This window comes from Marinobacterium sp. NO-S09, from assembly GCF_059179545.1.
Genome location: NZ_CP168954.1, coordinates 3,163,293 through 3,187,605 on the forward strand (window position 1 = coordinate 3,163,293; position 24,313 = coordinate 3,187,605).

The following is a 24,313-nucleotide window of genomic DNA, read 5'->3' on the forward strand; positions in this document are numbered from 1 at the left end:
GTCCTGATCTCGCCAGGTCGTATTCCCGAACCTGTCACGGCTGCCATGAGCGCTTTTCCCGTCTACCCCGCGAAGGGTCGTATTGCCGAATTGGTCGGTAACACTTCTACAGAGCAGTCCATCGAGGCTCCTGTAGACTCGGTTGCCGAAAGCATCGGTTGTAACCCTCAACAGGTTGCCGTGCATATCGCGCCAGACAGTATTGCCCGCTGCATCCGTCCGGCTTCTGAACATGTTGCCCTGACTGTCACGACAGATGGCATTACCAAATGTACCGGTGTTGCAATGCGTTTGAGATAAAACCGATGTCGACAACGCGCAAAGCAACAGCGCGGAGAGCAAACTGGTGAATTTCATATCTCACTCCTTGAGAATATTTAGAAGGCGACAAGGCTCATCAGCCTGTCGTCAAAGCTTAAGCTTTTTGCAACTGAAAGTGGACCAGTGCCATTCACCCCTCGCTATAGTCAACTCGCTGCTCTAATGCACCAGGTTGAATGCAACCCTGATCCTCACTCTCTTACCAGGATCCTCAGCGCGACTCCTGCCGCGGCGGTGCGGTTTTCTACGCCCAGCGCCGGGTAAACCTGCTCCAGGTGCTTGTTGACTGTGCGCGGGCTCATACTCAGGATTTCGCCAATCTCCTTGTTGGTTTTACCGTTGGCTACCCAATAGAGCACTTCAGCGGCACGGGTGGTCAGATCCAGCTGATTTTGCAGCAGGACCGGGCCTGTACCCCGCTGCTCATCAACCAGTTTAAACAGGAAGTCGCCGTTACTTTGGTGGCTGAGCAAGCGCACGGACAGCGCGTAGTCCAGTCCTTTAAGTGCCAGCTGATCGTTAACCGCCGGGCTGCGCCTTAGCCAATCAGCCAGCTGCGGGCGCAGGGATGTTTCTATCCAGAGTTCGCTGACGTTGGCTCTAGCCAGAAGCGCATGGGCCTGGGGTGTAGCCCAGTGGACAAGGCCATCCGGTGAGACGGTCATCAAGTGCTGGCCGGTGGTATCCAGCGCCGACTGGGCACTTTGGGTCAGGCGCGCATTATTAAGATGTACGCGCATGCGCGCCAGCAGCTCGTCCGGGTTAATCGGTTTGGTCAGATAGTCCACGCCCCCTAAGTCCAGACCACGCACAACATTTTCGGTTTCTGTCAGACCAGTCATGAAGATGACGGGAATGGCACAGAGTGCCGGATCCTGCTTCAGCGCTTCACAGGTCGCAAAGCCATCCAGGTGAGGCATCACGGCGTCCAGCAGGATTATGTCAGGCTGCATGCGCGCGGCGATATTCAGTGCCTGCCGCCCTTCCAGGGCAACCAGTACATCCATGCCCGCCGCTTCCAGCGCATCATTGATCAGGCTGAGCGCATCCGGTGAATCATCCGCCACCAGCACCAGGTCTCGCTTAACTGCATCCTGTTTCATTGTTTTTGCTCCAGATAGTCCGCCAGCTGGCTGAACTGCATGCTGTCCGTGAGTTGATGTATATGGGCCATCACCTCGGCTCCCAGCAGGTCGGTATTTTCCAACTGCTCCAGTACGCTGCGTACCCCGCTGCGATAGCCGATTTCAGCGCAGCCTTTCAGCTCTCGCAGCAACGGATGATCAGGCAGCGTTTGTACCGGGGCTTGAGCAGGAGCTACTGCGGACTTAGTCACAGATGTACCGCCTGTGTTTGCCGTGTTATCGGCGATGGCTGCAACCTCACTGGTGCTTTCCCGCGTCCATTCCAGCTTCAGGTAGTAGCCGACTCGCTCAAGCAGCAGCTGGTTGCTGATCGGTTTCACCAGATAGTCGTCGTAAACGGCTTCACCCGCAGGCTGACGCCGTTGTTCCTGCACATCGGCTGACAGCATCAGAATCGGTACCTGGTGGCCGGTGCGGCGCAATTCAGACGCCAGCGTCAGACCATCCATACCAGGCATGGAGATATCCAGCAGGAAGAGGTCCGGCTGCGCCTGCTCCACCAATGCCAGACAGGACTCGCCATCATGAGCCTCCAGCACCCGAAACCCCAGGGGCATTAGCAAATCGGACAAGAGCCCGCGCAGTACCGGATCATCATCTACGATGCAGATCTGACGCTGCGCTCCACAATAGCCACTGATGGGCTGTTGCTGCTCGACCCGTTCCTGTACACCATCAACCCAGGGCAGCATCAGCGATACGCGAAAACGACTGCCCTGCCCCGGTGTACTTTCAACCTGAAGGTCGCCCCCCATGATATCGGTCAGCAGCTTGACGATGGTCAGCCCCAACCCGGTGCCCGGCAGGTTGGGAGTATCGGCATTACGCACCCGCTCGAAGGGGTCGAAGATGCGCTCCAGATGACGGGCATCGATGCCAATACCGGTATCTTCAATACAGAATTCTGCTACCTGGTTACGGTAGCGAATACGAAAATGCACCTCGCCCTCAGGCGTATATTTGACCGCATTTGAGAGCAGGTTAATCAGAATCTGGCGCAGCCGTTTTTCATCGGTCATCACGATTGCAGGCAGGCGTTCCGGTAGCTCACAAACGAAACGTACCCGCTTTTGCGCTGCCTGGAAGCTGAACATCTGCTCCAGCTGACTGATCAATTCCGGCAGTGCTACTGCACTGCGGTGCAGCTCCAGCCTGCCTGCTTCGATGCGGGAAATGTCCAGCAGCCCTTCGATCAAATCAGCCAGGTACTGACCGCTGCGGTGAATAATTTTGACCCCTTCCCGATCACTTCGCGCCAGGGTATCGCGCCCCTGCATCAACTGGGCGTAGCCGATAATGGATTGCAGTGGCGTGCGCAGTTCGTGACTGATACCGGTCATGTAACGGCTTTTGGCTTCACTGGCGCGCTCGGCCAGCTCCTTCGCTGCCTGAAGCTCGCGGTCGGTCTCCTCGTGGGCTTCAATTTCCTGCAATAGTTTTCGGGTCTGACGATTGGATTCCTGCTGCGCCACCACACGGCTTTCATGGGCCAGCAGGAACAGCCAGGCCACCACGCCCGACACGATCAGGAGAATGAAAAACAGTGCCCACAACGCCTGTCCCAGCAAGGCAGAACCTTCGGGCGTGCCCGGATCCATCTGCCGATACACCACCGCCAGCAGTCCTGCCAGCAACAGGTTGATACTGAGCAACAAGCCAATAAAACGACCCAGGCGCGAATTGACACTGCTTACCAAACGCTGAGGCAGAAACAGGTAGAGGAAATCCACCACCTGCTGGGAGAAGCGCGCATGGGGCTTACAGCTATCCAGACAACGAGCATCCAGCGAACAGCACAACGAACAGATCGGCAGGTCGTATGCGGGACAGTAACTCAGATCTTCATGCTCAAAATGGTTTTCACATACGCCGCAACGCTGCTGCTCCTGCTGTGAGCCGACTTCCAGCAGCTTCAATTCATCACTTTCACGCGCCAGATAGAAACGGCCGCCCGTGAGCCAGGCCAGCAAGGGCACCATCACAAAACAGCACCCCAGACTGATGAAATGACTCAGTGTACGCGCCTCCTCACCAAATACGCCCAGATAGGCCAGCAACCCAGCCAGCACAGCGACCGCCATGGAGCCAATGCCCACGGGGTTAACATCGTAAAGGTGGGCACGCTTGAATTCGATCCCCGGTGGGCTCAGGCCAAGCGGTTTATTGATCATCAACTCTGCTGACAATGACCCAAGCCAGCTCACCGCCACGATGGCGAAAACACCCAGAATCGCTTCCAGTGCTTCATAGATGCCCAACTCCATCAGGATCAGCGCAATGGTAACGTTAAACACCAGCCAGACCACGCGCCCCGGATGGCTGTGTGTGAGTCGAGAGAAAAAATTGGACCAGGCAATAGAGCCGGCGTAGGCATTGGTCACGTTGATCTTCATCTGCGAGATGATCACCATCACCCCCGCCAGCAGCAGTGCCAGGCCCTCCGAATGGGTCAGATAGCCGAATACCCGCTGGTACATCAGCGTAGGGTCAGTGGCAACAGCGAACGCGGCCCCCTCGGTAATGGCGATATACGCAAGGAAAGAGCCCAGCAGCATTTTGATCAGGCCGATGAACACCCAACCGGGACCTGCCAGCACCAGCCAGAACCACCAGCGCCGACGGTTTTGAGGTGTTTTTCCCGGCATGAAGCGCAGATAGTCTACCTGCTCGCCAATCTGGGCCACCATGGCGAAGAGCACCGATGCGGCAGCACCAAACAGCATCAGATCAAACTGTCCCGCTCCTGCCATGCCTTCCGGGCTGAAACCGGTCCAGCCTTCATATTGTTCGGCTTCGTGCACAATCACCACGCCCAGCGCGCTCACCTGAAGCAGCAGCCAGAGCGGTTGTGTACCCAGCTGAAAACGACTGATGGCGGTAATGCCGTGGGTCACTATCGGAATAACCGCCAGGGCACTGATCAGATAACCCAGTGCCAGGGGGATACTGAACAGTGCGCGTAATGCCGCTGCCAGAATCGCGGCCTCAATGGCAAAGAAGATAAAGGTAAAGCTGGCGTAGATAAGCGAGGTGATGGTGGAGCCCAGATAGCCGAAACCGGCACCACGTGTGAGCAGATCGATATCCAGACCATTGCGCGCCGCGTGATACACGATTGGCAGCCCCGTCACGAAGAACAGCGCGCAAACTACCAGCATGGCAATCAGGGTATTGGTAAAGCCATAAGTGAGGGTAACAGCAGCCGCAATGCTCTCCAGCGCCAGAAACGCGGTAGCCCCCAGCGCGGTCATGGCCACACGCTCTATACTCATCCGCCGCCCCTGACGGGCGGTGAACCTCAGCGCATAATCTTCCAGTGTCTGGTCAGCGACCCACTTGTTGTAGCGACGACGGACCTTATAGATCCGTTGCGATGCCCCCATAATGACGTTCCTGCCAGCCGCAACGCACCACTTTCGTGCGCGCAGGATAAATTCCGAAGCAATCGCACCATCCAGGTGCAGCCTCGTCCCTCAATTTGACCCTTTTCAGGTCATGGGCTGGTTGTCTGCAGAATATATGCCAAAAGGTTGTGCACCGATGGGTGGCACCGGTGGCGGCCGGATCAACCGTGCTGATTGACCGGACAGCTGGAAAAAACGATCGGGCGATGCGCGGTCACATGTACCGCCACCTGCTCCCCTTTGGGATAACGGCGCAGGCCTTGTTCCAGCACTTCGACTTCACGTCCATTGTTCAGGCGGACCCGATAGGCGGTCAGGTTGCCCTGAAATTCGGAGCTGACGACTTCACCTGAAACACCACCTTCATGGCTCAGGTAAAGATCACCCGGACGCAGGAAGAGTTGCGCATCACACCCCGGCTCAACACCCAGGGGCTCGGCAAACTCCAGCAGACCCAATTCGGTATCCACGGCGCAGGTTTCAGTGATCCGGCCCAGAAACAGTTCGCCCTTGCCTACAAAAGCCGCTACTTCGGGCGAAGCGGGACGGTAGTAGAGATCTTCAGGTGTACCCCACTGCTGTACACGGCCAGCGGACAGAATGCCGATGCTGTCACTGATTGTGAAGGCTTCCTGCTGGTCATGGGTCACCATGATGGCGGCAATACCACGACGCTTGAGGATCTCGCGCACCTCTTGGGACAACTGTCGACGCAGATCGGTATCCAGGTTGGAAAAAGGCTCGTCCATCAACAGCAGCCGGGGGTTCGGAGCCAGTGCACGCGCCAGGGCAACACGCTGCTGCTGACCACCGGACAGCTCATGCGGGTAACGATCACTGAGGTCAGGCAGTTCAACCAGATCGAGCACCTCTTGCACCCGATGTCGCTTTTCGGCACGGCTGAGCCCATTGAGACCAAAGGCAATATTGTCGGCAATGCTCAAATGCGGAAACAGGGCATAGTCCTGAAACACCATGCCAATCCCCCGTTTTTCAGGCGGTACCACCTGATCAGGACTGCTCACAACCTGGTCACCCAGGCAGACCTGGCCAGCCTGAGGCGTAATAAAACCGGCTATGGCACGCAGCACGGTGGTCTTGCCGCAACCACTGGGGCCTAACAGGCAGGCAATCTCGCCCTCGGCAATGCTCAGGCCTACGCCTGACAGAACCGTCTGGGATTGATAAGCACACTGTAGACCTTCAATGCTGAGCAAAGCTGACATGCTGTCCTCGGGACGAAAGAAATGCGGAGACGTATGATAATTGAAAACGATTATCAGATCATCCCAGGGATGCCCGATAGCGTAACCAGTCGAAGGCAGGCCCCGGATCGGTCTTGCGACCGGGCGCGATATCACTATGCCCGGTTATACGCTCAGGCGTCACCTCAGGATATTCGCTAAGCAGTGCACGGGTCACCGCAGCCAACTGGCTGTATTGAGCATCCGTGTAAGGCTGCTCGTCGGTACCTTCAAGCTCAATACCGATGGCGAAGTCATTACAGGCTTCGCGCCCGTCAAAGCAGGATTGGCCGGCATGCCAGGCTCGACGATCAAAGGGCACAAATTGAGTCATGCCGCCATCGCGCTCGATCAGCATATGCGCTGACACTTCCAGCCCTTCAATCTCCTTGAAGAAAGGATGCGCTGACGGGTCCAGCCGATTCGTGAACAACTCGGCAACATGGCCACCACCAAACTGCCCCGGCGGCAGACTGATGTTATGGATAACCAGCAACGAGATTTCGCCATCCGGCCGCTCATTGGCGTTGGGCGAAGGCAGATACTCGGCTTCACAAATAAGGTGCTGTTCGATGTGCAGGGACTGTTCGGGCGGCATACTATCCAGGGGCAATTTCCGTTAAAATGCGCGCTCCATAGTACACCATAGGGATAGACCCGCCATCATGCTGACGCTGACCGAGCTCAAACCTGTCGTCGAAGAAAACGTGCGCACCGCTCTCCTTGAAGATGTGGGACAGGGTGATATCACTGCTGAACTGATCCCGGCCAGTGACCACAAGCGCGCCCGAGTCATCTCCCGCCAAACCGCAGTTGTCTGCGGCCGTGCCTGGGTCGATGAAGTGTTCCGTCAGGTGGACCCCGAGGTGAAAGTAGAATGGCTGGTCGAAGACGGTGAACGGGTTGAACGTGATCAGGTGCTATTCCGTCTGGAAGGCTCGGCCCGCTCCCTGTTGACCGGCGAACGTGCGGCGTTGAACTTCCTGCAGACCCTATCTGGTACCGCCACCCTCAGCTACGAATACGCCCAGCGCGTGGCTGATACCCCGGTTACCCTGCTGGATACCCGCAAGACCATTCCCGGCCTGCGCATGGGACAGAAATACGCGGTGAGCTGTGGCGGCTGCTCCAACCACCGTATTGGCCTGTACGATGCCTTCCTGATCAAGGAAAACCATATCATGGCCTGCGGCGGCATCGAGCAGGCGATCCAGACAGCTCGCACCAACCACCCCGGCAAGCCGGTGGAAATCGAGGTGGAAACCGAAGAGCAGCTTGAGCGCGCGCTGGTGGCAGGTGCCGACATCGTCATGCTCGATAACTTCAGTCCGGAACGCATGATCGCCGCTGTCGCCCAGACGGCTGGCCGCGCCAAGCTGGAAGCCTCCGGGAACATTACCGATGAAACCCTGCTCGACTATGCCAGCACCGGGGTGGATTACATCTCCATCGGCGCGCTGACCAAGCACTGCCGCGCGGTGGATCTGTCCATGCGCATCATCGAAGACTGAGCCTGTATTCGGCTAACGCCAAAACCAAAAAGGCCGGCACCTGAAATTCAGGGCCGGCCTTTTTAATGTTCGCCTGGCTGGATCGCTACCACCAGGCAGAGATAGCCGCGATACCCTGGGCACCACATTCTCGCGCCCGCTTAACATCAGCGTCCGTCATGCCGCCCAGCGCATATACCGGCAGCACCGACTCGGCAACAAGATCTGTAAATGCATCCCAGCCCAACACTGGCTCACCGGGGTGCGAGGCCGTGGGGTTGACCGGCGAGAGGGTAATAAAATCCAGACCTTTCTGTTCGGCCACCCGAATCTGCTCGGCATTATGACAGGATGCACTCAACCAGCGCCCCTTGAACTCGCTGCGCGCCTCAAGTTGTTCAAGGCGCTCCGAGGTCAGGTGCAGGTGTTCGGCTCCCAGTGCGTTCGCCTGCTTCACAGACGCATTCACGCCCAGTGTCGCCCTCGACTGATCACACAGCGGCTTGAGCTTAGCGTAGACAGCCGCAAACTCCTCTTCGCTCAACGTCTTGGCTCGCAATATTGCCTGAGGAATGCCCTTGGACAGTGCAGAAGCCAGGTGTTGAGCGTAGTCTTCAGTGGAGTCGGCATCGCCGGTGATGAGAAGGCGCTCGGGCAGACGTGCTGCATTCAAAATGGGCACGTTGGCTGCCGGAAACTCGAAATCATCCAGCGCTTCAGGACTCACCCACTCAATCGGCTGACCTTCGGCACCATGAGCTTCTCCTTCAAAGCCGTCCACATCCCATACATCCAGCAACACGGATTTATCAGGATAGTGGTGCGGGATCAGAATCAGAGGACGGGCTGATGTCACCCGAATGCCCAACTCCTCTTCCAGCTCACGGGACAAGGCATCGGCTACGGGTTCACCGGGCTCCACCTTACCACCGGGAAACTCCCAGAGGCCTCCCTGATGCTTATCATCAGGGCGACGGGCGATAAGAATACGACCGCCGCGGTCACGAATGACGGCCGCGGCAACATGGATCAGTTTGGACATGGATCAGCTGCGGTAATCGGCGTTGATACTGACGTAATCGTGGGACAGGTCAGTGGTCCAGACACGCTCGGTTACCTGACCGCGGTTCAGTACGACACGGATCAGGATCTCTTCACCGTCCATCACCGCCTGACCGGCTTCTTCGGTGTAGCTTGCAGCACGACCTCCGTTCTCAACGATGCAAACGTCATTGAGATAGATCTGCAGGGCATCCAGATCCAGATTGTCGATGCCGGCACGACCAACGCAGGCCAGGATTCGACCCCAGTTGGGATCGCTGGCAAACAACGCGGTTTTCACCAGCGGCGAGTGGGCAATGGTGTAGGCTACGTCCAGCGCTTCAGGACTGGTACCTGCAGACTCGACGCAGATTTCAACGAACTTGGTGGCACCCTCACCATCACGGACGATCGCATGTGCCAATTCCAGCATCACGCGCTCCAGCGCTTCGGTAAACAGCGCCGCCAGCTCGTAGTCAGAGCCATCGATGCGAACGCCGCTGGCGCCGGTTGCTGCCAACATGCAGGAGTCGTTGGTGGAGGTATCACCATCCACGGTAATGCGGTTAAAGGAGCGGTCTGCCACATTAGTCAGCCATTGCTGCAGCAGCTCTTGCGGTACTTCGGCATCAGTGGCCACATACCCCAGCATGGTCGCCATGTTGGGCATGATCATGCCGGAGCCTTTGGAGATGCCAGTCAGGGTAATGGTCTTGCCCTGGTACTGGATCTGCTCGCTGGCAGCCTTGGGACGGGTATCCGTGGTCATGATGCCACTGGCAGCCGCTTCCCAATTATCTTCTGACAGATCAGCCTTGGCGGCATCCAGAGCGGCAATGATCTTGTCGACCGGCAGCGGCTCACCAATAACACCCGTGGAGTACGGCAGCACCGCTTCCACCGGGACAGCACAACGTTCGGCTACCGCCTCACAACAGGCCATGGCATCTGCCATGCCCTGCTCACCGGTACCGGCGTTGGCATTACCGGTGTTCACCAGCATGTAGCGCGAAGGCGAAGCCGCCTGGTGCTGTTTGCAGATGCGAACAGGCGCGGCACAAAAAGCGTTAAGCGTGTACACCCCTGCCAGGGTGCTGCCCTCGGCCAGCTCCATCAGCACCACATCACGTCGGCCCGGTTTCTTGATCCCCGCCGATGCAATACCAAGCCGAAAACCTGAAACCGGATGTAACTGGGGTAAAGTACCCGGACCTACTGCCATGATGCTGTTTTCCTTCGTTCTAGTGGCTAATCGAAATTAGCTCAGTTTACCGTGACACTGCTTGTATTTCTTACCTGAACCACAGGGGCAAGGATCGTTACGACCGACCTTGGGTGCCTGACGCTTGAACGGTTCGGCATTCTCGCCCGCCTGTTCGCCCTGTTCAGCTTCGCCCTGCTCTTCACCCAGACCACTGCTCTGCGCGTGTTCGAAGTTCATCTGCTGGCGTTCTGCCTGAGCACGACGCTCTTCTTCCATACGCTCAACTTCTTCCGGCTGGCGTACCTGAACATGGCTCAGAATACGTACCACGTCACGTTTGATATTTTCCAGCAGATCCTGGAACAGCGCGAAGGCTTCACGCTTGTACTCCTGCTTCGGGTTCTTCTGCGCATAACCGCGCAGGTGGATACCCTGACGCAGCAGGTCCATGGTCTGCAGGTGTTCTTTCCACAATGTATCCAGCACCTGAAGCATGACCTGCTTCTCGAAGGTGCGCAGAGTCTGGGAGCCGGCTGCATCTTCCTTAGCCTGGTAGGCCGCCAGGATTTCACCGCGGATCTTCTCGCGCAGTGTTTCTTCATGCAGGCTATCGTCTTCATCCAGCCACTGCTGAATCGGCAACTGCAGCGCAAATTCGCTTTCCAGAGCCTTTTCCAGACCCGGGATATCCCACATCTCTTCCAGGCTCTGCGGCGGAATGTGCTCGCTGATGCTGTTTTCGATCACTTCATCACGCACGGAGGCAATGGTTTCGGAGATATCATCAGACGCCATCACTTCGTTACGCTGATCATAGATCACGCTACGCTGGTCGTTGGCAACGTCATCATATTCCAGCAACGTCTTACGAATATCGAAGTTGCGGCCTTCGACCTTGCGCTGAGCCTTCTCGATGGCATTGGTGACCATCTTGTGCTCGATCGCCTCGCCCTTCTCCATGCCCAGCGCCTGCATGAACTGACGCACACGCTCGGAGGCAAAGATACGCATGAGGTCGTCTTCCAGTGACAGGAAGAAACGGGAAGAACCCGGGTCGCCCTGACGACCGGCACGACCACGCAGCTGGTTATCGATTCGACGGGACTCGTGACGCTCAGTGCCGATAATGTGCAGACCGCCTGCTTCCAGCACGGTTTCATGGCGCACACGCCACTCTTCACGCCCCTGCTCAAGCTGAGCTTCACTGGCGCCTTCGCCCAGGTCTGCCAGTTCCGCTTCCAGCTTGCCACCCAGCATGATGTCGGTACCACGACCGGCCATGTTGGTGGCAATGGTCACGGCACCCGGGCGACCGGCCTCGGCAATCACGCCCGCCTCACCCTTGTGGTTTTTGGCGTTCAGCACGTTGTGCTGGATCTTTTCCTTATTCAGCAACGCGGACAGCAGCTCGGACGACTCAACAGAAGCCGTACCCACCAGTACCGGACGGTTATGCTCGCGGCAGTAGCGAATCTCTTTGACGATCGCCTGATATTTCTCTTCCATGGTGAGGAAGACGATATCGTTGTAATCCTTACGCTGGATCGGACGGTTGGTGGGAATAACCACCACATCCAGACCATAGATCTGGCGCAGCTCGAAGGCTTCGGTATCGGCGGTACCGGTCATGCCGGACAGCTTTTCGTACAGACGGAAGTAGTTCTGGAAAGTCGTGGATGCCAGGGTCTGGCTTTCCATCTGGATATCCACGCCTTCTTTGGCTTCAACCGCCTGATGCAGACCTTCTGACCAGCGACGGCCCGGCATGATACGGCCGGTATGTTCGTCAACAATCACCACCTGGCCATTTTGCAGAATGTAGTCGCGGTCACGCTGGAACAGGTAGTGCGCGCGCAGACCGGCCAGCACATGGTGCAGCAGGTTCAGGTTCTGCGGTGCATAGAGGCTCTCGCCTTCCTGCAGCATTTCATGCTCGATCAGCAGGTCTTCCACCAGCTGGTGGCCGGATTCGGTCAATTCAACGGTGCGGTTCTTTTCGTCAACGACAAAGTGCTCGTCGATCACCTGCTCGGTATCCTTGGGATCAATCTCGCCATGGAACTGCTGCAGGCTCGGAATCAGCTGGTTAATCTTGTGATAGGTCGCGGAGCTGTCTTCAGCCGGACCAGAGATGATCAGCGGTGTACGCGCCTCATCGATCAGGATGGAGTCCACTTCGTCGACCACGGCAAAGTGGAAATCACGCTGCACTTTCTCCGCAACACTGAATGCCATGTTGTCGCGCAGGTAGTCAAAGCCGAATTCGTTATTGGTGCCGTAGGTGATGTCACTGGCGTAAGCAGCACGCTTGGACTCCGGATCCTGCCCGGAGAACACCACACCGACACTCAGGCCCAGTGATTCATACAGGGGACGCATCCAGTTGGCATCACGCTGAGCCAGGTAATCGTTCACGGTAACAACGTGGACGCCCTTGGCCGGCAGCGCATTCAGGTATACCGCCAGTGTCGCCACCAGGGTTTTACCCTCACCGGTCTTCATCTCGGCAACCTTGCCGTCGTTCAGGACCATGCCGCCAATCAGCTGCACATCGAAATGACGCATGCCCATGACACGCTTGGACGCCTCACGAACCGCAGCAAAGGCTTCCGGCATCAGCTTGTCCAGTGACTCGCCCTGCTCAAGCCGTTCACGGAAAGCAACCGTCTGACCTTTGAGCTCTTCATCGGAGAGAGCCTCAAAATTCGCTTCCAGCTCGTTGATCTGCTTGACGACTTTGCTCAGTCGCTTCAGCTCACGATCGTTTTTACTTCCCAGTATCTTCTTGAACAGTGACAGCATAATTCGACTTTTAACCGTTTGAATGCAAAGACCTGTATCTGCAACGCAGCGGCCCTTGCCAGAAAAATGGATACGACATTCTACCTGTATTGGGGCGAATAGTTGAATGTCAACGCGGCAGAAATTTGATCTGTGCAGACCAAAGGAGGATAGAGGCCCAAATAACGTAAAAAGCCAGCTAAAAAGCTGGCTTTTCGGAGCATTTCGACTCAAACAGCCGCAAGGGGCTGATAGTAGGAAATCGGCGAAGTTTGCACCTGGTCTTCAAATGTCACCACTTCCCAGGCATCCGTTTCCTGCATCAACTGGCGGACCAGTCGGTTGTTGAGGTAATGACCGGACTTGTAACCGTAGTATTCACCGATCAGGCTGTTGCCCATGAGGTAAAGGTCACCCACGGCATCCAAAATCTTGTGCTTCACGAATTCATCGTCGTAACGCAAGCCATCATCGTTGAGGATCTTGTAGTCATCCACCACGATAGCGTTCTCGAAACTGCCACCCAAGGCCAGGTTCTGCGAACGCAGGTATTCGATATCTCGCATGAAACCGAAGGTACGGGCACGGCTTACTTCACGCACGAATGACGTGGTGGAGAAATCCAGTTCGGCTTCCATGTTACGGCCATCAAAGGCCGGGTGATCAAACTCGATGCAAAAGCCTACCTTGAAACCGTTGAACGGCTTGAAAGAGGCGGTTTTGCCTTCGTGTGTCACCGAGACTTCACGCTTGATACGGATGAACTTCTTGGGCGCGTCCTGCTCGGCAATACCGGCAGACTGAACCAGAAATACGAATGGCGCAGCGCTGCCATCCATGATCGGCACTTCTTCAGAGCTCAGCTCAACGTAAGCGTTGTCGATGCCCAGACCCGCCAGGGCCGACATCAGGTGCTCAACGGTGGCTACGCGTACGCCATCGACTGTCAGGTTAGTCGACAAGGTCGTATCCGATACCAGATCAGCGCGGCCCTGGATTTCCACTACCGGATCAAGATCCACACGTCGGAACACAATACCGGTATCCACCGGTGCAGGCTTGAGCGTCAGGTACACCTTCTGACCGGTGTGCAGGCCGATGCCCGTTGCCTTGATGCTGTTCTTGAGTGTGCGCTGTTTGATCATCCGCTGTGCCAACCTGAATCGTGCAAAATAATTTGATATTGTAACAATGTTTTGATAACTGCTTCAATCTGAGGCAGGGAGCACCTGCCTCCGAGGGTTAATCAGCCTGACGGCGCAGGAACGTCGGGATATCCAGGCTGCCGTAATCGTCGCCCTTCTTGCCCTGTTCACCACTGTTGTCCTGCTGCGGCTTGTCGACCAGCGCTTCTTCACGCTGACGACGCAGGATGGTCGGCAGTTCAATATCATCCAGATCCAGTCGGCCATTGGCTTTTTGAGCCTCTGCAGAGGTTCCCTTACCCTGCACGACAGACATCTGGTTACGCGCACGGTCCAGACCGGTCGCGACAACGGTGACTTTCAACTCTTCACCCAGTGACGGATCAATAACGGTACCCACAACGATGGTGGCATCTTCATCGGCATACTGCTCGACGATGTTACCCACTTCGGAGAACTCACCCAGGCTCAGGTCTTCACCGGCTGCGATATTCACCAGAATACCGCTGGCACCACGCAGATCGATATCTTCCAGCAGCGGACTCTTGATGGCCGCTTCAGCCGCTTCTTCAGCACGGTTGTCACCCTTGGCCAGCGCGCTGCCCATCATCGCCATGCCCATTTCGGACATCACGGTACGCACATCAGCAAAGTCGACGTTGATCATGCCCGGACGGGTAATCAAGTCAGCAATGCCCTGCACTGCGCCCTTGAGTACATCGTTCGCTGCACTGAAGGCGTTGACCAGCGTGCAGTTCTTGCCCAGCACCTGCATCAGTTTTTCGTTCGGAATGATAATCAGCGAATCAACCGCATCACGCAGCTCGGCAATGCCTTCCTCGGCGATTTTCATGCGTTTGCGTCCCTCGAACGGGAACGGACGGGTCACGACAGCCACGGTCAGGATGCCCAGCTCACGTGCCACTTCTGCCACGATCGGGGCGGCACCGGTACCGGTACCACCACCCATGCCTGCGGTGATGAACACCATGTCGGCACCGGTCAGGCTTTCAGCGATGCGCTCCCGGTCTTCAATCGCCGCCTGACGACCGATGGACGGGTTGGCACCTGCACCCAGGCCTTTGGTGAGATCACCGCCGATATGCAGCGCCGTACGCGCGGCATTCCGACTCAGGGCCTGAGCGTCGGTGTTGGCACAGATAAACTCTACACCTTCCACTTCACGATCAACCATATACTGCACGGCATTGCCACCGCCGCCGCCAACACCGATCACTTTGATCAATGCGCTTTGAGTTACGCTTTCTACCAGTTCAAACATAGTTTCCTCCTCTCCGGACGCCTGCCATTACCTTCCGGCGTACCGGCGACTTGCGGTCATTAAAAGTGTGTCAAAAGTTGCCTTGCAACCATTCTTTAAATCGTTTCAGGTATTCAGCCGGGCCAACGCGCTCGCGACGGGGCTCATCCAGCACCACCAGTTCATTGCTCTTGTTGCCTCCTGTCCCCTCGGTGGCAATGGGTGCCATGGGAACTTCGTGATCCTGACGTGCGTAATGCAACAGGCCTATGCTGGTGGCATAGATCGGGTTGCTCAGCTGGGCTTCCAGGCCGCGAATACCCTGAGGCTTGGCGAGGCGCACCGGCATATGGAAAATTTCTTCCGCCAGCTCCACTGCACCTTCCATCTTGGATGTGCCACCGGTCAGGACGATACCGGCAGCCACCAGGTCCTCAAATCCGCTTCGGCGCAGTTCAGACTGCACCAGGGTAAACAGTTCTTCGTAACGCGGCTCCACCACTTCCGCCAGAGCCTGGCGGGAAAGGTCACGCGCGGGCCGGTCGCCCACACTGGGCACCTTAATCATTTCATTGGCCTGCGCAAGCTGGGCCAGTGCACAGGCGTATTTGATCTTGATCTGCTCGGCATGCTGACTCGGTGTACGCAGCGCCATGGCGATATCATTGGTCACCTGATCACCGGCAATAGGGATAACCGCGGTATGACGGATGGACCCTGCAGTGAACACGGCAATATCCGTGGTGCCGCCACCGATGTCGACAATGCAGACCCCAAGGTCTTTTTCATCGTCGGTCAGTACCGAGTAGCTGGACGCCAGCTGTTCCAGCACCACCGCATCCACTTCCAGGCCGCAGCGGCGAATACACTTCTCGATATTCTGGATCGCATTGGTAGCACCGGTGACCAGATGAACCTTGGCTTCCAGGCGCACACCGGACATGCCCAGCGGCTCCTTGATGCCTTCCTGGTTATCGATCAGGTATTCCTGCGGCAGAATATGCAGGATTTTCTGATCCGCCGGGATCGCCACAGCACGCGCGGCATCAATCACCCGTTCCAGGTCATACTCCGAGACCTCACGGTCACGTACCGCCACAATTCCGTGGGAGTTAAGGCTGCTGATATGGCTACCCGCGATGCCCACAGTGACACCGTGCACCTTGCACCCGGCCATCAGCTCGGCTTCCTCCACCGCGCGCTGAATCGAGCTCACCGTCGACTCAATATTGACCACCACGCCTCGCTTGAGGCCCCGTGACGGGTGTGATCCCACGCCTACGATCTCGATAGTGCCCTGCGGTGTCAGTTCACCGACGAGGCACACAACCTTGGAGGTACCGATATCGAGCGCAACAATCATGTTGCCTGCCATATCGTCATTAACCTGCATTTTCTTGTCCTGTTTCTGCGCGCCAGCTAACGGCTACGCCATTGGTATATCGAATATCCACTTGTTGAATCCGGGCAGCATCCGCCACCAGGCGTTCACGGTAAATCTGTAAAAAGCGCTTCAGACGCGGTACCAGCTCTTCACGACCGGCGACCACTCGAATGCCATTGTCCAGCTCGAGCGTCCAGGCACCACGGGTTTCCAGCATCAACCCGGTCAGGCGCAGGCCTGCAGCGGAGAACATGCGGTTCAAATCATGGTATTGCTGCATGATCCGCACGGTCTCATGGGCCGGGCCACTCAGGCGCGGCAGACTGGCATACTCGGGCTTGAGGCTGGGCCAGAAAATATCGCCCTGGTGGTTCAGCAGCCCCTTGTCACCCCAACGCGCAACGGGTACTTCCTCTTCCAGTACCACCTCCAGCGCGGGCGGCCATTCTCGCTTCAGCCGCGCACTGTGAATCCAGGGGTCTTCCACCAGACGCTGTTGCAGAACCGTCAAATCGAGCTGCAAAAGGGGCTTGTCCAGACCGGCTGCCAGGCGCTCGGCCACGGCCACCTTGTCCAGATGTCGTGTCGGCCCTGCCACCCTGACCTCTTCCACCGGGCGGTTCAGCCAGCGCCAGAACTCGCCAGCTACAGAGCTTCCGATACCCAGAAACACAACCAGCAGCGTCAACACCACCACCGTGCTCCAGTATCGATCCAACCCTTGCATTTCGGCTGTCTGGCTCTGACTCATGCTCAGCCCTCTACCGTATCCAGAATCTGCAGTACCAGTGCCTCAAATGAGAGGCCAGCTTCACGCGCCGCCATAGGCACCAGGCTGTGATCGGTCATGCCCGGCGCTGTATTCACTTCCAGCAGCTGGAACTGACCGTCCGCATCCATCATCGCATCAACACGGCCCCAGCCACGGCAGCCCGCCGTTTCAAAAGCCGTCAACGCCAATGCCTGCAATGCGGTCGCCTTGCCGGCATCCAGCCCTGTATCAAAGTGGTAATGCGTATCGCCCGCCTGATATTTGGCATCGAAGTCATAGAAATCGTGCGGCGTTTCCAGACGAATCACCGGCAGTGCCTGATTCGCCAACAGCGCAATGGTGAACTCGGGGCCGTTGACCCATTGTTCAGCCAGTACGCAGCGATCGTATTCTCGGGCGGAGGCATAGGCCGCCTTGAGTTCATCCAGATTACGCACCTTGCTCATACCGATACTGGAGCCCTCGTGCGCCGGCTTCACCATCATCGGGTAGCCAAGACGCTGCTCGACTTCAGTAAGCTCAACTGCATCATCCAGAATGGCGAAAGCCGGTGTCGGCAAACCTGCGCCCTGCCACAACTGCTTGCTGCGCAGTTTGTCCATGCCCAGAGCCGAAGCCGCCACACCACTGCCGGTGTAGGGTTTGCCCATCATTTCCAGCACACCCTGGATGGTGCCATCTTCGCCACCACGACCATGCAGAATGAGAAAGGCACGATCAAAGCGGGCTTCCAGCAGCTGTGCGATGGGCTCCTGCCCATCCCCTCCCAGGTCGATGGCAAAGGCATCAACACCGGCATTAAGCAGCCCTTGCAGCACCTGGGCACCGCTGCGCAGGGAGATCTCGCGTTCAGCAGAGGTACCGCCGAGAATCACGGCGACACGGCCAAAACGGGCCGGATCGATCTGGCGCTCAGCTAGGCTCATCACTGTTCTCCTTGGCTGCTCGCAGCAGGGATGTATTCTTCAGCGTGTGCGCCAGGCTGGTGATATTACCTGCCCCCTGGGTGAGCAGCAGATCACCCGGCTGCAGCACATTGCGCAGTATTTCAGCCACCTTTTCAGGCCCTTCAACAAACACCGGCTCCACTCCACGCTGACGGATGCTGCGGCACATGCTGCGCGCATCAGCTCCGGGGATGGGTTCTTCACCCGCCGGATAGACCTCCATCAACAGCAGCAGGTCCACATCAGACAAGACCTGAACAAAGTCCTCGTATAGATCACGGGTACGGGTATAACGATGCGGCTGATGAATCATCACCAGACGTCGTTCGGGCCAGCCCTCGCGGATCGCCTTGATGACTGCCTGCACTTCCGTGGGGTGGTGACCGTAGTCATCAACCAGTGTGACGCTGCCACCGTCGACGGGCAGTTCACCCAGTACCTGGAAGCGGCGCCCTACACCTTCGAACTTCTCCAGAGCACGCTCGATGGCACCATCATCAATGCCCTCATCGGAGGCAACGGCAATGCATGCCAGCGCATTCAAAACGTTATGGCGGCCCGGCATGTTCAGACAGACCTGCAGCGGCTTAAGGCTTCCCGGGCGCAGCACTTTAAAACGTGTCTGCATGCCGGCCTGTTCCAGCTCTACCGCCTGGTAATCCGCGCCCTCATGGAAGCCGTAGGTCAGTACCGGGCGGCTTACTTCAGGCAGAATTTCGCGCACTACCGGGTCATCGGTACAGAGCACGGCCAGGCCATAGAACGGCAGGTTGTGCAGGAAGCTGACAAAGGTCTGTTTCAGCTTGCCGAAATCGCCCCCGTAGGTATCCATGTGGTCGGCATCGATGTTGGTCACGATGGCCACCATCGGCTGCAGATGCAGGAAGGAGGCATCACTTTCGTCCGCTTCTGCCACCAGGTAACGACTGCCACCCAGCTGGGCATTGGTGCCGGCGCTATTCAGGCGGCCACCTATCACGAAGGTTGGGTCCAGTTCCGCTTCAGCCATGATGGAAGCCATCAGGCTGGTAGTCGTCGTTTTGCCATGGGTACCGGCCACGGCAATGCCATGACGGTAACGCATTAGTTCCGCCAGCATTTCGGCGCGACGCACAACCGGAATGCGACGTTCACGAGCCGACGCCACTTCCGGGTTATCCTCTTTAACCGCAGTAGAGGTCACCACAACATCGGCTTCAGCAATGTTGCCTTCGGCATGGCCGATAAAAATTCCTGCACCCAGCGCTTCCAGTCGATCGGTAGTGGCCGAAGGACGAATATCGGAGCCGGTGATGTCATAGCCCTGGTTCAACAATACCTCGGCAATGCCGCACATGCCGACGCCGCCAATACCGACAAAGTGGATACGACGAATACGGCGCATCTCGGGCACTTCATATACATTTACGCTGCGGTTGACCGCTTTCACTTCATTACCTCCAGGCAGACCTGCGCCACCCTGTCACCAGCATCCGGCCGTGCCTGCTCGCGGGCACGCTCAGCCATGCTCAATAATTCCTGTCGATCGCTCAACTCAGCCAGCAACTTGGCCAGCGAGGGCGCATCCAATTCTTTCTGCTGTACCAGACGAGCAGCACCCTGCTGCTCCAGATGACGCGCATTCGCCGTCTGGTGGTCGTCTACCGCGTGGGGAAAAGGCACGAAAATTGCCGCCAGGCCCGCGATCTCAATCTCACTGACCGTCAATGCTCCGGCACGGCACAGGACAAGATCTGCCCACTCATAGGCACGATCCATGCGATCAATAAAGGGCACCACACTGGCCTCGACACCGGCACTGGTATAGGCCTTTTGAGTCACGTCCAGATGTTTTTTCCCTGTCTGGTGCCACACCTGAGGCCGCGCTTCTGCAGGCAAACGCGCGAGGGCTTCAGGCAGAATCTTGTTAATTGCCAGAGCGCCCAGGCTGCCACCAACCACCAGCAGACGTATCGGGCCTTCACGTGCCTGCAAACGCTCAGCCGGTGCCGGCAAGTCCAGAATCGGGCCGCGTACAGGGTTACCCGTGGTTTCCACCTTGCTTCCCTTGAAGGCCTGAGGAAACGCCTGCAATACGCGTTTCGCAAGTTTGGCCAGGGTGCGGTTCGTCATGCCGGGTATGGCATTCTGTTCATGTACCACTACCGGTACACGGCACAGCCAGGCTGCGAGCCCGCCCGGGCCGGAAGCGAACCCGCCCATGCCCAGCACAGCATCGGGCTTGGCCCGGTGAATAACACCCAACGCCTGCCCCACGGCACGAGCGATACGGAAGGGTGCCAGCAACAGGCTTAACCGCCCCTTGCCACGCAGGCCGGTAACGGAAATTCGGTATAAAGCTATGCCGTTTTTAGGCACGACTTCATTCTCGATACCCTTGAGGCTACCCAGCCATTCAACATCCACACCCTGCTGCTGCAGCTTCTCAGCTGTTGCCAGCGCAGGAAAAACATGCCCGCCGGTACCACCTGCCATGATCAGTACTTTGCGCTTGCGATCCGTCATGCGGCTTTCTCCTCCAGTCTGAGCAGGCGTCTAAGCCAGGGGATTTCCCGTGGCGGTTGTTTGAGCTGCAGGCACTTGAGTTCATAGTCCACACGCAGAACAATGGCGATCATGCAGGCACAGACCAACAGGCTGGAGCCACCGTAGCTCAACAGCGGCAAGGTCAGACCTTTGGTCGGCAGTGCGCCAACATTAACGCCGATATTGATCAGCGCCTGCCCGGCGATGATGAAACCGAAGCCGTAGGTCAGGTAGCCCATAAAGAACTGACGCGCCTTTTCCGCCTTGCGGCCAATAATGAAAATACGTGCTACCAGAAGCACATAAAGCGCCACCACCAGCAACGCACCAATCAAACCCAACTCTTCGGCCAATACCGAGTAGACGAAGTCGGTATGGGCCTCGGGCAGATAAAACAGCTTTTGCACACTGTTACCCAGCCCGGTTCCCAGCCAGTCACCGCGGCCAAACGCGATCTGCGCCTGCGACAACTGGTAGCCGGCACCATAGGGGTCGGCCCAGGGGTCGGTGAAGCTTTTCAAACGTTCCATTCGATAGGGCTGGGCAAATGCCAACAGGCCGATGAGGCCACCTCCGCCCAGCACTACAACAACCAGCTGGGCAAAGCGCATGCCGCCCAGGAACACCATGCCGGCGACGGTGCCAACCATGACGACCAGCGCACCGTAGTCAGGTTCGAACAGCAGCAGCACGCCATAGGCGCCCATCGGCAGAATCGGCTTGATCACCCCCCACCAGCTGTTGCGCACCTCATCCAGACGACGCACCAGATAACCGCTGATAAAGATCACCATGCAGGCCTTGGCAATCTCCGAAGCCTGCAGGTTAACTGGCCCCAGCCCGATCCAGCGACGGGAGCCATTCACTTCACGCCCGATTCCCGGCACCAGAACCAGCGCCAGCAGCACCACACCGAAAATCAGCAAGGGAACGCTGTACTTTTCCCAGGCCCTAATCGGGATCATCACCGACAGAGTGCCCGCGATCATGGCCAATACAAAAAAGCTGCCATGGCGCACGATGAAGTGCACCGGCGAGCCAAAGTCCCGCGCCGCCACATCCATGGACGCCGAAGTAATCATCACCAGACCGGTCAGCATCAGCGCGAACGCACTGACCAGCAGCAGAGGATCAACCGGCGCCGTGCCCTGCGGCGCTTGCAACGCCGGGGGCAGGCTGGGTGTGGGCAATCGCAGGGCCAGCTTCATGACAGGGCCTCCACCGCCGAGACGAAGGCACGACCGCGCTCCGGGTAACCGGAGAACATGTCGAAGCTGGCACAGGCCGGAGACAGCAACACCAGATCACCCGGCTGCGCCAGCTGAGCCGCTGCTTTCACGGCGGTTTCCAGGCTGTCGGCAAAGTGGGTTTCAATACCGCTGGCTTCTGCCGCGATCTGCTGAGCATCGCGACCGAACAGTACCAGAGCACGCCCATAGCGCTGCAGAGGGGCGGACAGGTCACCAAAGGCCTGGTCTTTGCCAACGCCGCCGGCCAGCAAAATCAGGCGATTTCCTTCGCCCAGAGTGGCACCCAGCCCTTCCAGAGCCGCCAGTGTCGCCCCGACGTTGGTGCCTTTGGAGTCATTGAAGTAACCAACACCCCGGTGTTCCGCGACCCACTGACAACGATGCTCCAGCCCGGCAAATTCACGTAGCGCACTCAAGGCTGGTTCACGCGGAATATCGACCGCATCGGCAAGTGCCAGCGCTGCCAACGCATTGGCGTAGTTATGCTGCCCCCGGATTTTCATGGCCGAAACCGGCAACAGCGGCGTCAGCCCCTGGCACAGCCAGGTTTCGCCTTCATGCTCGCAGAGGCCATAATCCTTGAGATCGGGCGTACCCAAACCGAAACGCTTGAGCTCAACCCCCTGTGCCATCAACGGCTGAGTCAGCTGATCGTCGCGATTCGCCAGTACTTTTGCGGCGCCTCGGTAAATACGCTGTTTGGTCAGCACGTAATCCTGCATGCCGTTGTAGCGATCCAGATGGTCAGGGCTAATATTCAGCACCGTGGCTACTGCCGCTTTCAGTTCATTAGCCGTTTCCAGCTGGAAGCTGGACAGTTCCAGTACATAGAGATCACAGGTCTGCTCCAGCAGGTCCAGCATGGGCGTACCGATGTTGCCGCCGACGCCGACAGCGAGCCCCGCCTGCTCAGCCATTTGGCCAACCAGCGTGGTCACAGTGCTTTTGGCATTGGAGCCGGTGATGGCCACGATCGGCGCTGTTGCTTCACGGCAGAACAGGTCGACGTCTCCCAGCAGTGGAACCCCACCAGCGACAGCCTGCTGGATTACCGGGTGACGCTTGTCCACACCAGGGCTGATAATCAGTTCATCCGCCTGGCCTAACCAAGCCAGGTCCAGCTCGCCCAGGCGCAGCTCCACTTCCGGAAATTCAGCTCTGAAGGCATCCGCAGACGAAGGCGCCTCACGTGTATCGCAGACTGCAAAAGCCTGCCCGCGCCGTTTGAGATAACGGGCACAGGAGAGCCCGGTCTGTCCCAGACCGATGATAATGCGCCGCTTGTCAGTGGCTATCAGGCTCACAGCTGTCTCCTATCGAATCTTCAATGAGGCCAGGCCAATCAGCACCAGCACCACGGTGATGATCCAGAAACGCACAATCACGCGCGGCTCCGGCCAGCCCTTGAGCTCAAAGTGGTGATGAATCGGTGCCATGCGGAAAATACGGCGGCCGGTCAGTTTAAAAGATGCCACCTGCAGAATGACCGACACGGTTTCCATCACGAAAACGCCACCCATAATCACCAGCACCAGCTCCTGGCGCACGATTACGGCAATCACCCCAAGGGCTGCACCCAACGAGAGCGCACCCACGTCGCCCATGAAAACCTGAGCCGGGTAGGTGTTGAACCAGAGGAAACCAAGGCCGGCACCTACAATGGCACCACAGAAGATGATCAACTCGCCGGAACCGGCGACATAAGGAATATGCAGGTAGTTGGCAAATTCAACGTGGCCGCTCAGATAGGCAAACACGGCCAGCGCAGCCGATACCATCACCGTTGGCATGATGGCCAGACCATCAAGACCATCGGTCAGGTTGACCGCATTGGAGCTGCCTACGATCACGAAGTAGGTAAAGACAATGAAGAAGATACCCATATCAATCGCCACGTCCTTGAAGAACGGCAGGATCAACTGGGTTTCAATCGGGGACTGGGCGGTCATGTAAAGCACAACAGCCGCGCCAATGCCGCCGATGGATTGCCAGAAATATTTCCAGCGTGCAGGCAGACCGCGCGGGTTTTTCTCGACAACCTTGCGCCAGTCATCGACCCAGCCTACGGCACCAAAAATCAGGGTAACAATCAGCGTAACCCAGACATAACGGCTACTCAGGTCACTCCACAACAGGGTACTGATGGCGATCGACAGCAAAATCAAGGCGCCGCCCATGGTTGGCGTACCGGCCTTGCTCAGGTGAGACTGAGGACCATCATCCCGAACGGCCTGGCCGATCTGCTTCTCTTTCAGGCGCGTAATGAGCCATGGCCCCAAAAACAGTGACAGGCCAAGCGCCGTCAGGATACCCATAATCCCCCGCAGGGTTATGTAGCGAAATACCCCGAAGCCACTGTTAAATTGAGCCAGATAATCGGCCAGCAACAAAAGCATGG

19 protein-coding genes are annotated in these 24,313 nt (G+C 57.5%); 2 read left to right on the top strand and 17 right to left on the bottom strand.

What is annotated here, in order from left to right; translation table 11 throughout:
- Positions 1–45: 45 nt before the first annotated feature.
- Entirely contained in the window at positions 46–300 is a 255-nt protein-coding gene (locus tag O3C79_RS14610) for a hypothetical protein (RefSeq protein ID WP_494383702.1), read from the top strand.
- A gap of 212 nt (positions 301–512) precedes the next feature.
- Here O3C79_RS14610 and O3C79_RS14615 read toward each other — a convergent pair whose 3' ends face one another.
- The 4 genes from O3C79_RS14615 to ampD all read right to left on the bottom strand — a co-directional run bounded on the left by O3C79_RS14615 (position 513) and on the right by ampD (position 6,712).
- Entirely contained in the window at positions 513–1,424 is a 912-nt protein-coding gene (locus O3C79_RS14615) for a response regulator (protein WP_494383703.1), read from the bottom strand.
- Positions 1,421–4,849 (bottom strand): ATP-binding protein, encoded by a 3,429-nt coding sequence (locus tag O3C79_RS14620; RefSeq protein WP_494383704.1) that lies wholly within the window; start codon positions 4,847–4,849, stop codon positions 1,421–1,423. Before O3C79_RS14620 ends, O3C79_RS14615 begins: the two co-directional genes overlap by 4 nt.
- A 182-nt stretch (positions 4,850–5,031) precedes the next feature.
- Entirely contained in the window at positions 5,032–6,096 is a 1,065-nt protein-coding gene (locus O3C79_RS14625; RefSeq protein WP_494383705.1) for an ABC transporter ATP-binding protein, read from the bottom strand.
- 58 nt (positions 6,097–6,154) lie between these two features.
- Positions 6,155–6,712, bottom strand: coding sequence for a 1,6-anhydro-N-acetylmuramyl-L-alanine amidase AmpD (gene ampD / locus O3C79_RS14630; RefSeq protein WP_494383706.1), 558 nt, complete (start codon positions 6,710–6,712; stop codon positions 6,155–6,157).
- Between the two features lie 67 nt (positions 6,713–6,779).
- On the opposite strand from ampD, the gene nadC reads away from it, so the two are divergent.
- Positions 6,780–7,625 (top strand): carboxylating nicotinate-nucleotide diphosphorylase, encoded by an 846-nt coding sequence (nadC, locus tag O3C79_RS14635; protein WP_494383707.1) that lies wholly within the window; start codon positions 6,780–6,782, stop codon positions 7,623–7,625.
- An 85-nt stretch (positions 7,626–7,710) separates the two neighbouring features.
- Here the strand turns inward: nadC and O3C79_RS14640 are convergent, their stop codons facing one another.
- The 13 genes from O3C79_RS14640 to mraY all read right to left on the bottom strand — a co-directional run bounded on the left by O3C79_RS14640 (position 7,711) and on the right by mraY (position 24,311).
- Positions 7,711–8,646, bottom strand: a complete 936-nt coding sequence (locus O3C79_RS14640) for a Nudix family hydrolase (RefSeq protein ID WP_494383708.1) — start codon at positions 8,644–8,646, stop codon at positions 7,711–7,713.
- Positions 8,647–8,649: 3 nt separating this feature from the next.
- Positions 8,650–9,867 carry a bifunctional glutamate N-acetyltransferase/amino-acid acetyltransferase ArgJ gene (gene argJ, locus O3C79_RS14645; protein WP_010321703.1) on the bottom strand — a complete coding sequence of 406 codons (1,218 nt, stop codon included), beginning with the start codon at positions 9,865–9,867 and terminating at the stop codon, positions 8,650–8,652.
- 36 nt (positions 9,868–9,903) lie between these two features.
- Entirely contained in the window at positions 9,904–12,654 is a 2,751-nt protein-coding gene (gene secA, locus O3C79_RS14650; protein WP_494385796.1) for a preprotein translocase subunit SecA, read from the bottom strand.
- A gap of 206 nt (positions 12,655–12,860) precedes the next feature.
- The gene (gene lpxC / locus O3C79_RS14655) at positions 12,861–13,775 is read right to left on the bottom strand and encodes a UDP-3-O-acyl-N-acetylglucosamine deacetylase (RefSeq protein ID WP_010321705.1); all 915 of its coding nucleotides are present in this window, start codon (positions 13,773–13,775) and stop codon (positions 12,861–12,863) included.
- A 97-nt stretch (positions 13,776–13,872) separates the two neighbouring features.
- On the bottom strand, positions 13,873–15,057 hold the full coding sequence (gene ftsZ, locus O3C79_RS14660; RefSeq protein WP_494383709.1) for a cell division protein FtsZ: 1,185 nt from the start codon (positions 15,055–15,057) through the stop codon (positions 13,873–13,875).
- A gap of 70 nt (positions 15,058–15,127) precedes the next feature.
- Entirely contained in the window at positions 15,128–16,429 is a 1,302-nt protein-coding gene (gene ftsA, locus O3C79_RS14665) for a cell division protein FtsA (protein WP_494383710.1), read from the bottom strand.
- Positions 16,419–17,171, bottom strand: a complete 753-nt coding sequence (locus tag O3C79_RS14670) for a cell division protein FtsQ/DivIB (protein WP_494383711.1) — start codon at positions 17,169–17,171, stop codon at positions 16,419–16,421. Before O3C79_RS14670 ends, ftsA begins: the two co-directional genes overlap by 11 nt.
- A 2-nt stretch (positions 17,172–17,173) precedes the next feature.
- Complete coding sequence (locus tag O3C79_RS14675; protein WP_494383712.1) at positions 17,174–18,118, bottom strand: D-alanine--D-alanine ligase; 945 nt, start codon at positions 18,116–18,118, stop codon at positions 17,174–17,176.
- Complete coding sequence (gene murC / locus O3C79_RS14680) at positions 18,105–19,523, bottom strand: UDP-N-acetylmuramate--L-alanine ligase (RefSeq protein WP_494385797.1); 1,419 nt, start codon at positions 19,521–19,523, stop codon at positions 18,105–18,107. The genes O3C79_RS14675 and murC overlap by 14 nt, the downstream gene beginning before the upstream one ends.
- 41 nt (positions 19,524–19,564) lie before the next feature.
- A complete protein-coding gene (gene murG, locus O3C79_RS14685) occupies positions 19,565–20,644 on the bottom strand; it encodes an undecaprenyldiphospho-muramoylpentapeptide beta-N-acetylglucosaminyltransferase (RefSeq protein ID WP_494383713.1) in 1,080 nt (359 codons plus the stop codon).
- Positions 20,641–21,873 carry a putative lipid II flippase FtsW gene (ftsW, locus tag O3C79_RS14690; RefSeq protein WP_010321712.1) on the bottom strand — a complete coding sequence of 411 codons (1,233 nt, stop codon included), beginning with the start codon at positions 21,871–21,873 and terminating at the stop codon, positions 20,641–20,643. Before ftsW ends, murG begins: the two co-directional genes overlap by 4 nt.
- Entirely contained in the window at positions 21,870–23,219 is a 1,350-nt protein-coding gene (gene murD, locus O3C79_RS14695) for a UDP-N-acetylmuramoyl-L-alanine--D-glutamate ligase (RefSeq protein ID WP_494383714.1), read from the bottom strand. The genes ftsW and murD overlap by 4 nt, the downstream gene beginning before the upstream one ends.
- A 9-nt stretch (positions 23,220–23,228) precedes the next feature.
- A complete protein-coding gene (gene mraY / locus O3C79_RS14700; RefSeq protein WP_010321714.1) occupies positions 23,229–24,311 on the bottom strand; it encodes a phospho-N-acetylmuramoyl-pentapeptide-transferase in 1,083 nt (360 codons plus the stop codon).
- Between the last annotated feature and the right edge of the window lie 2 nt (positions 24,312–24,313).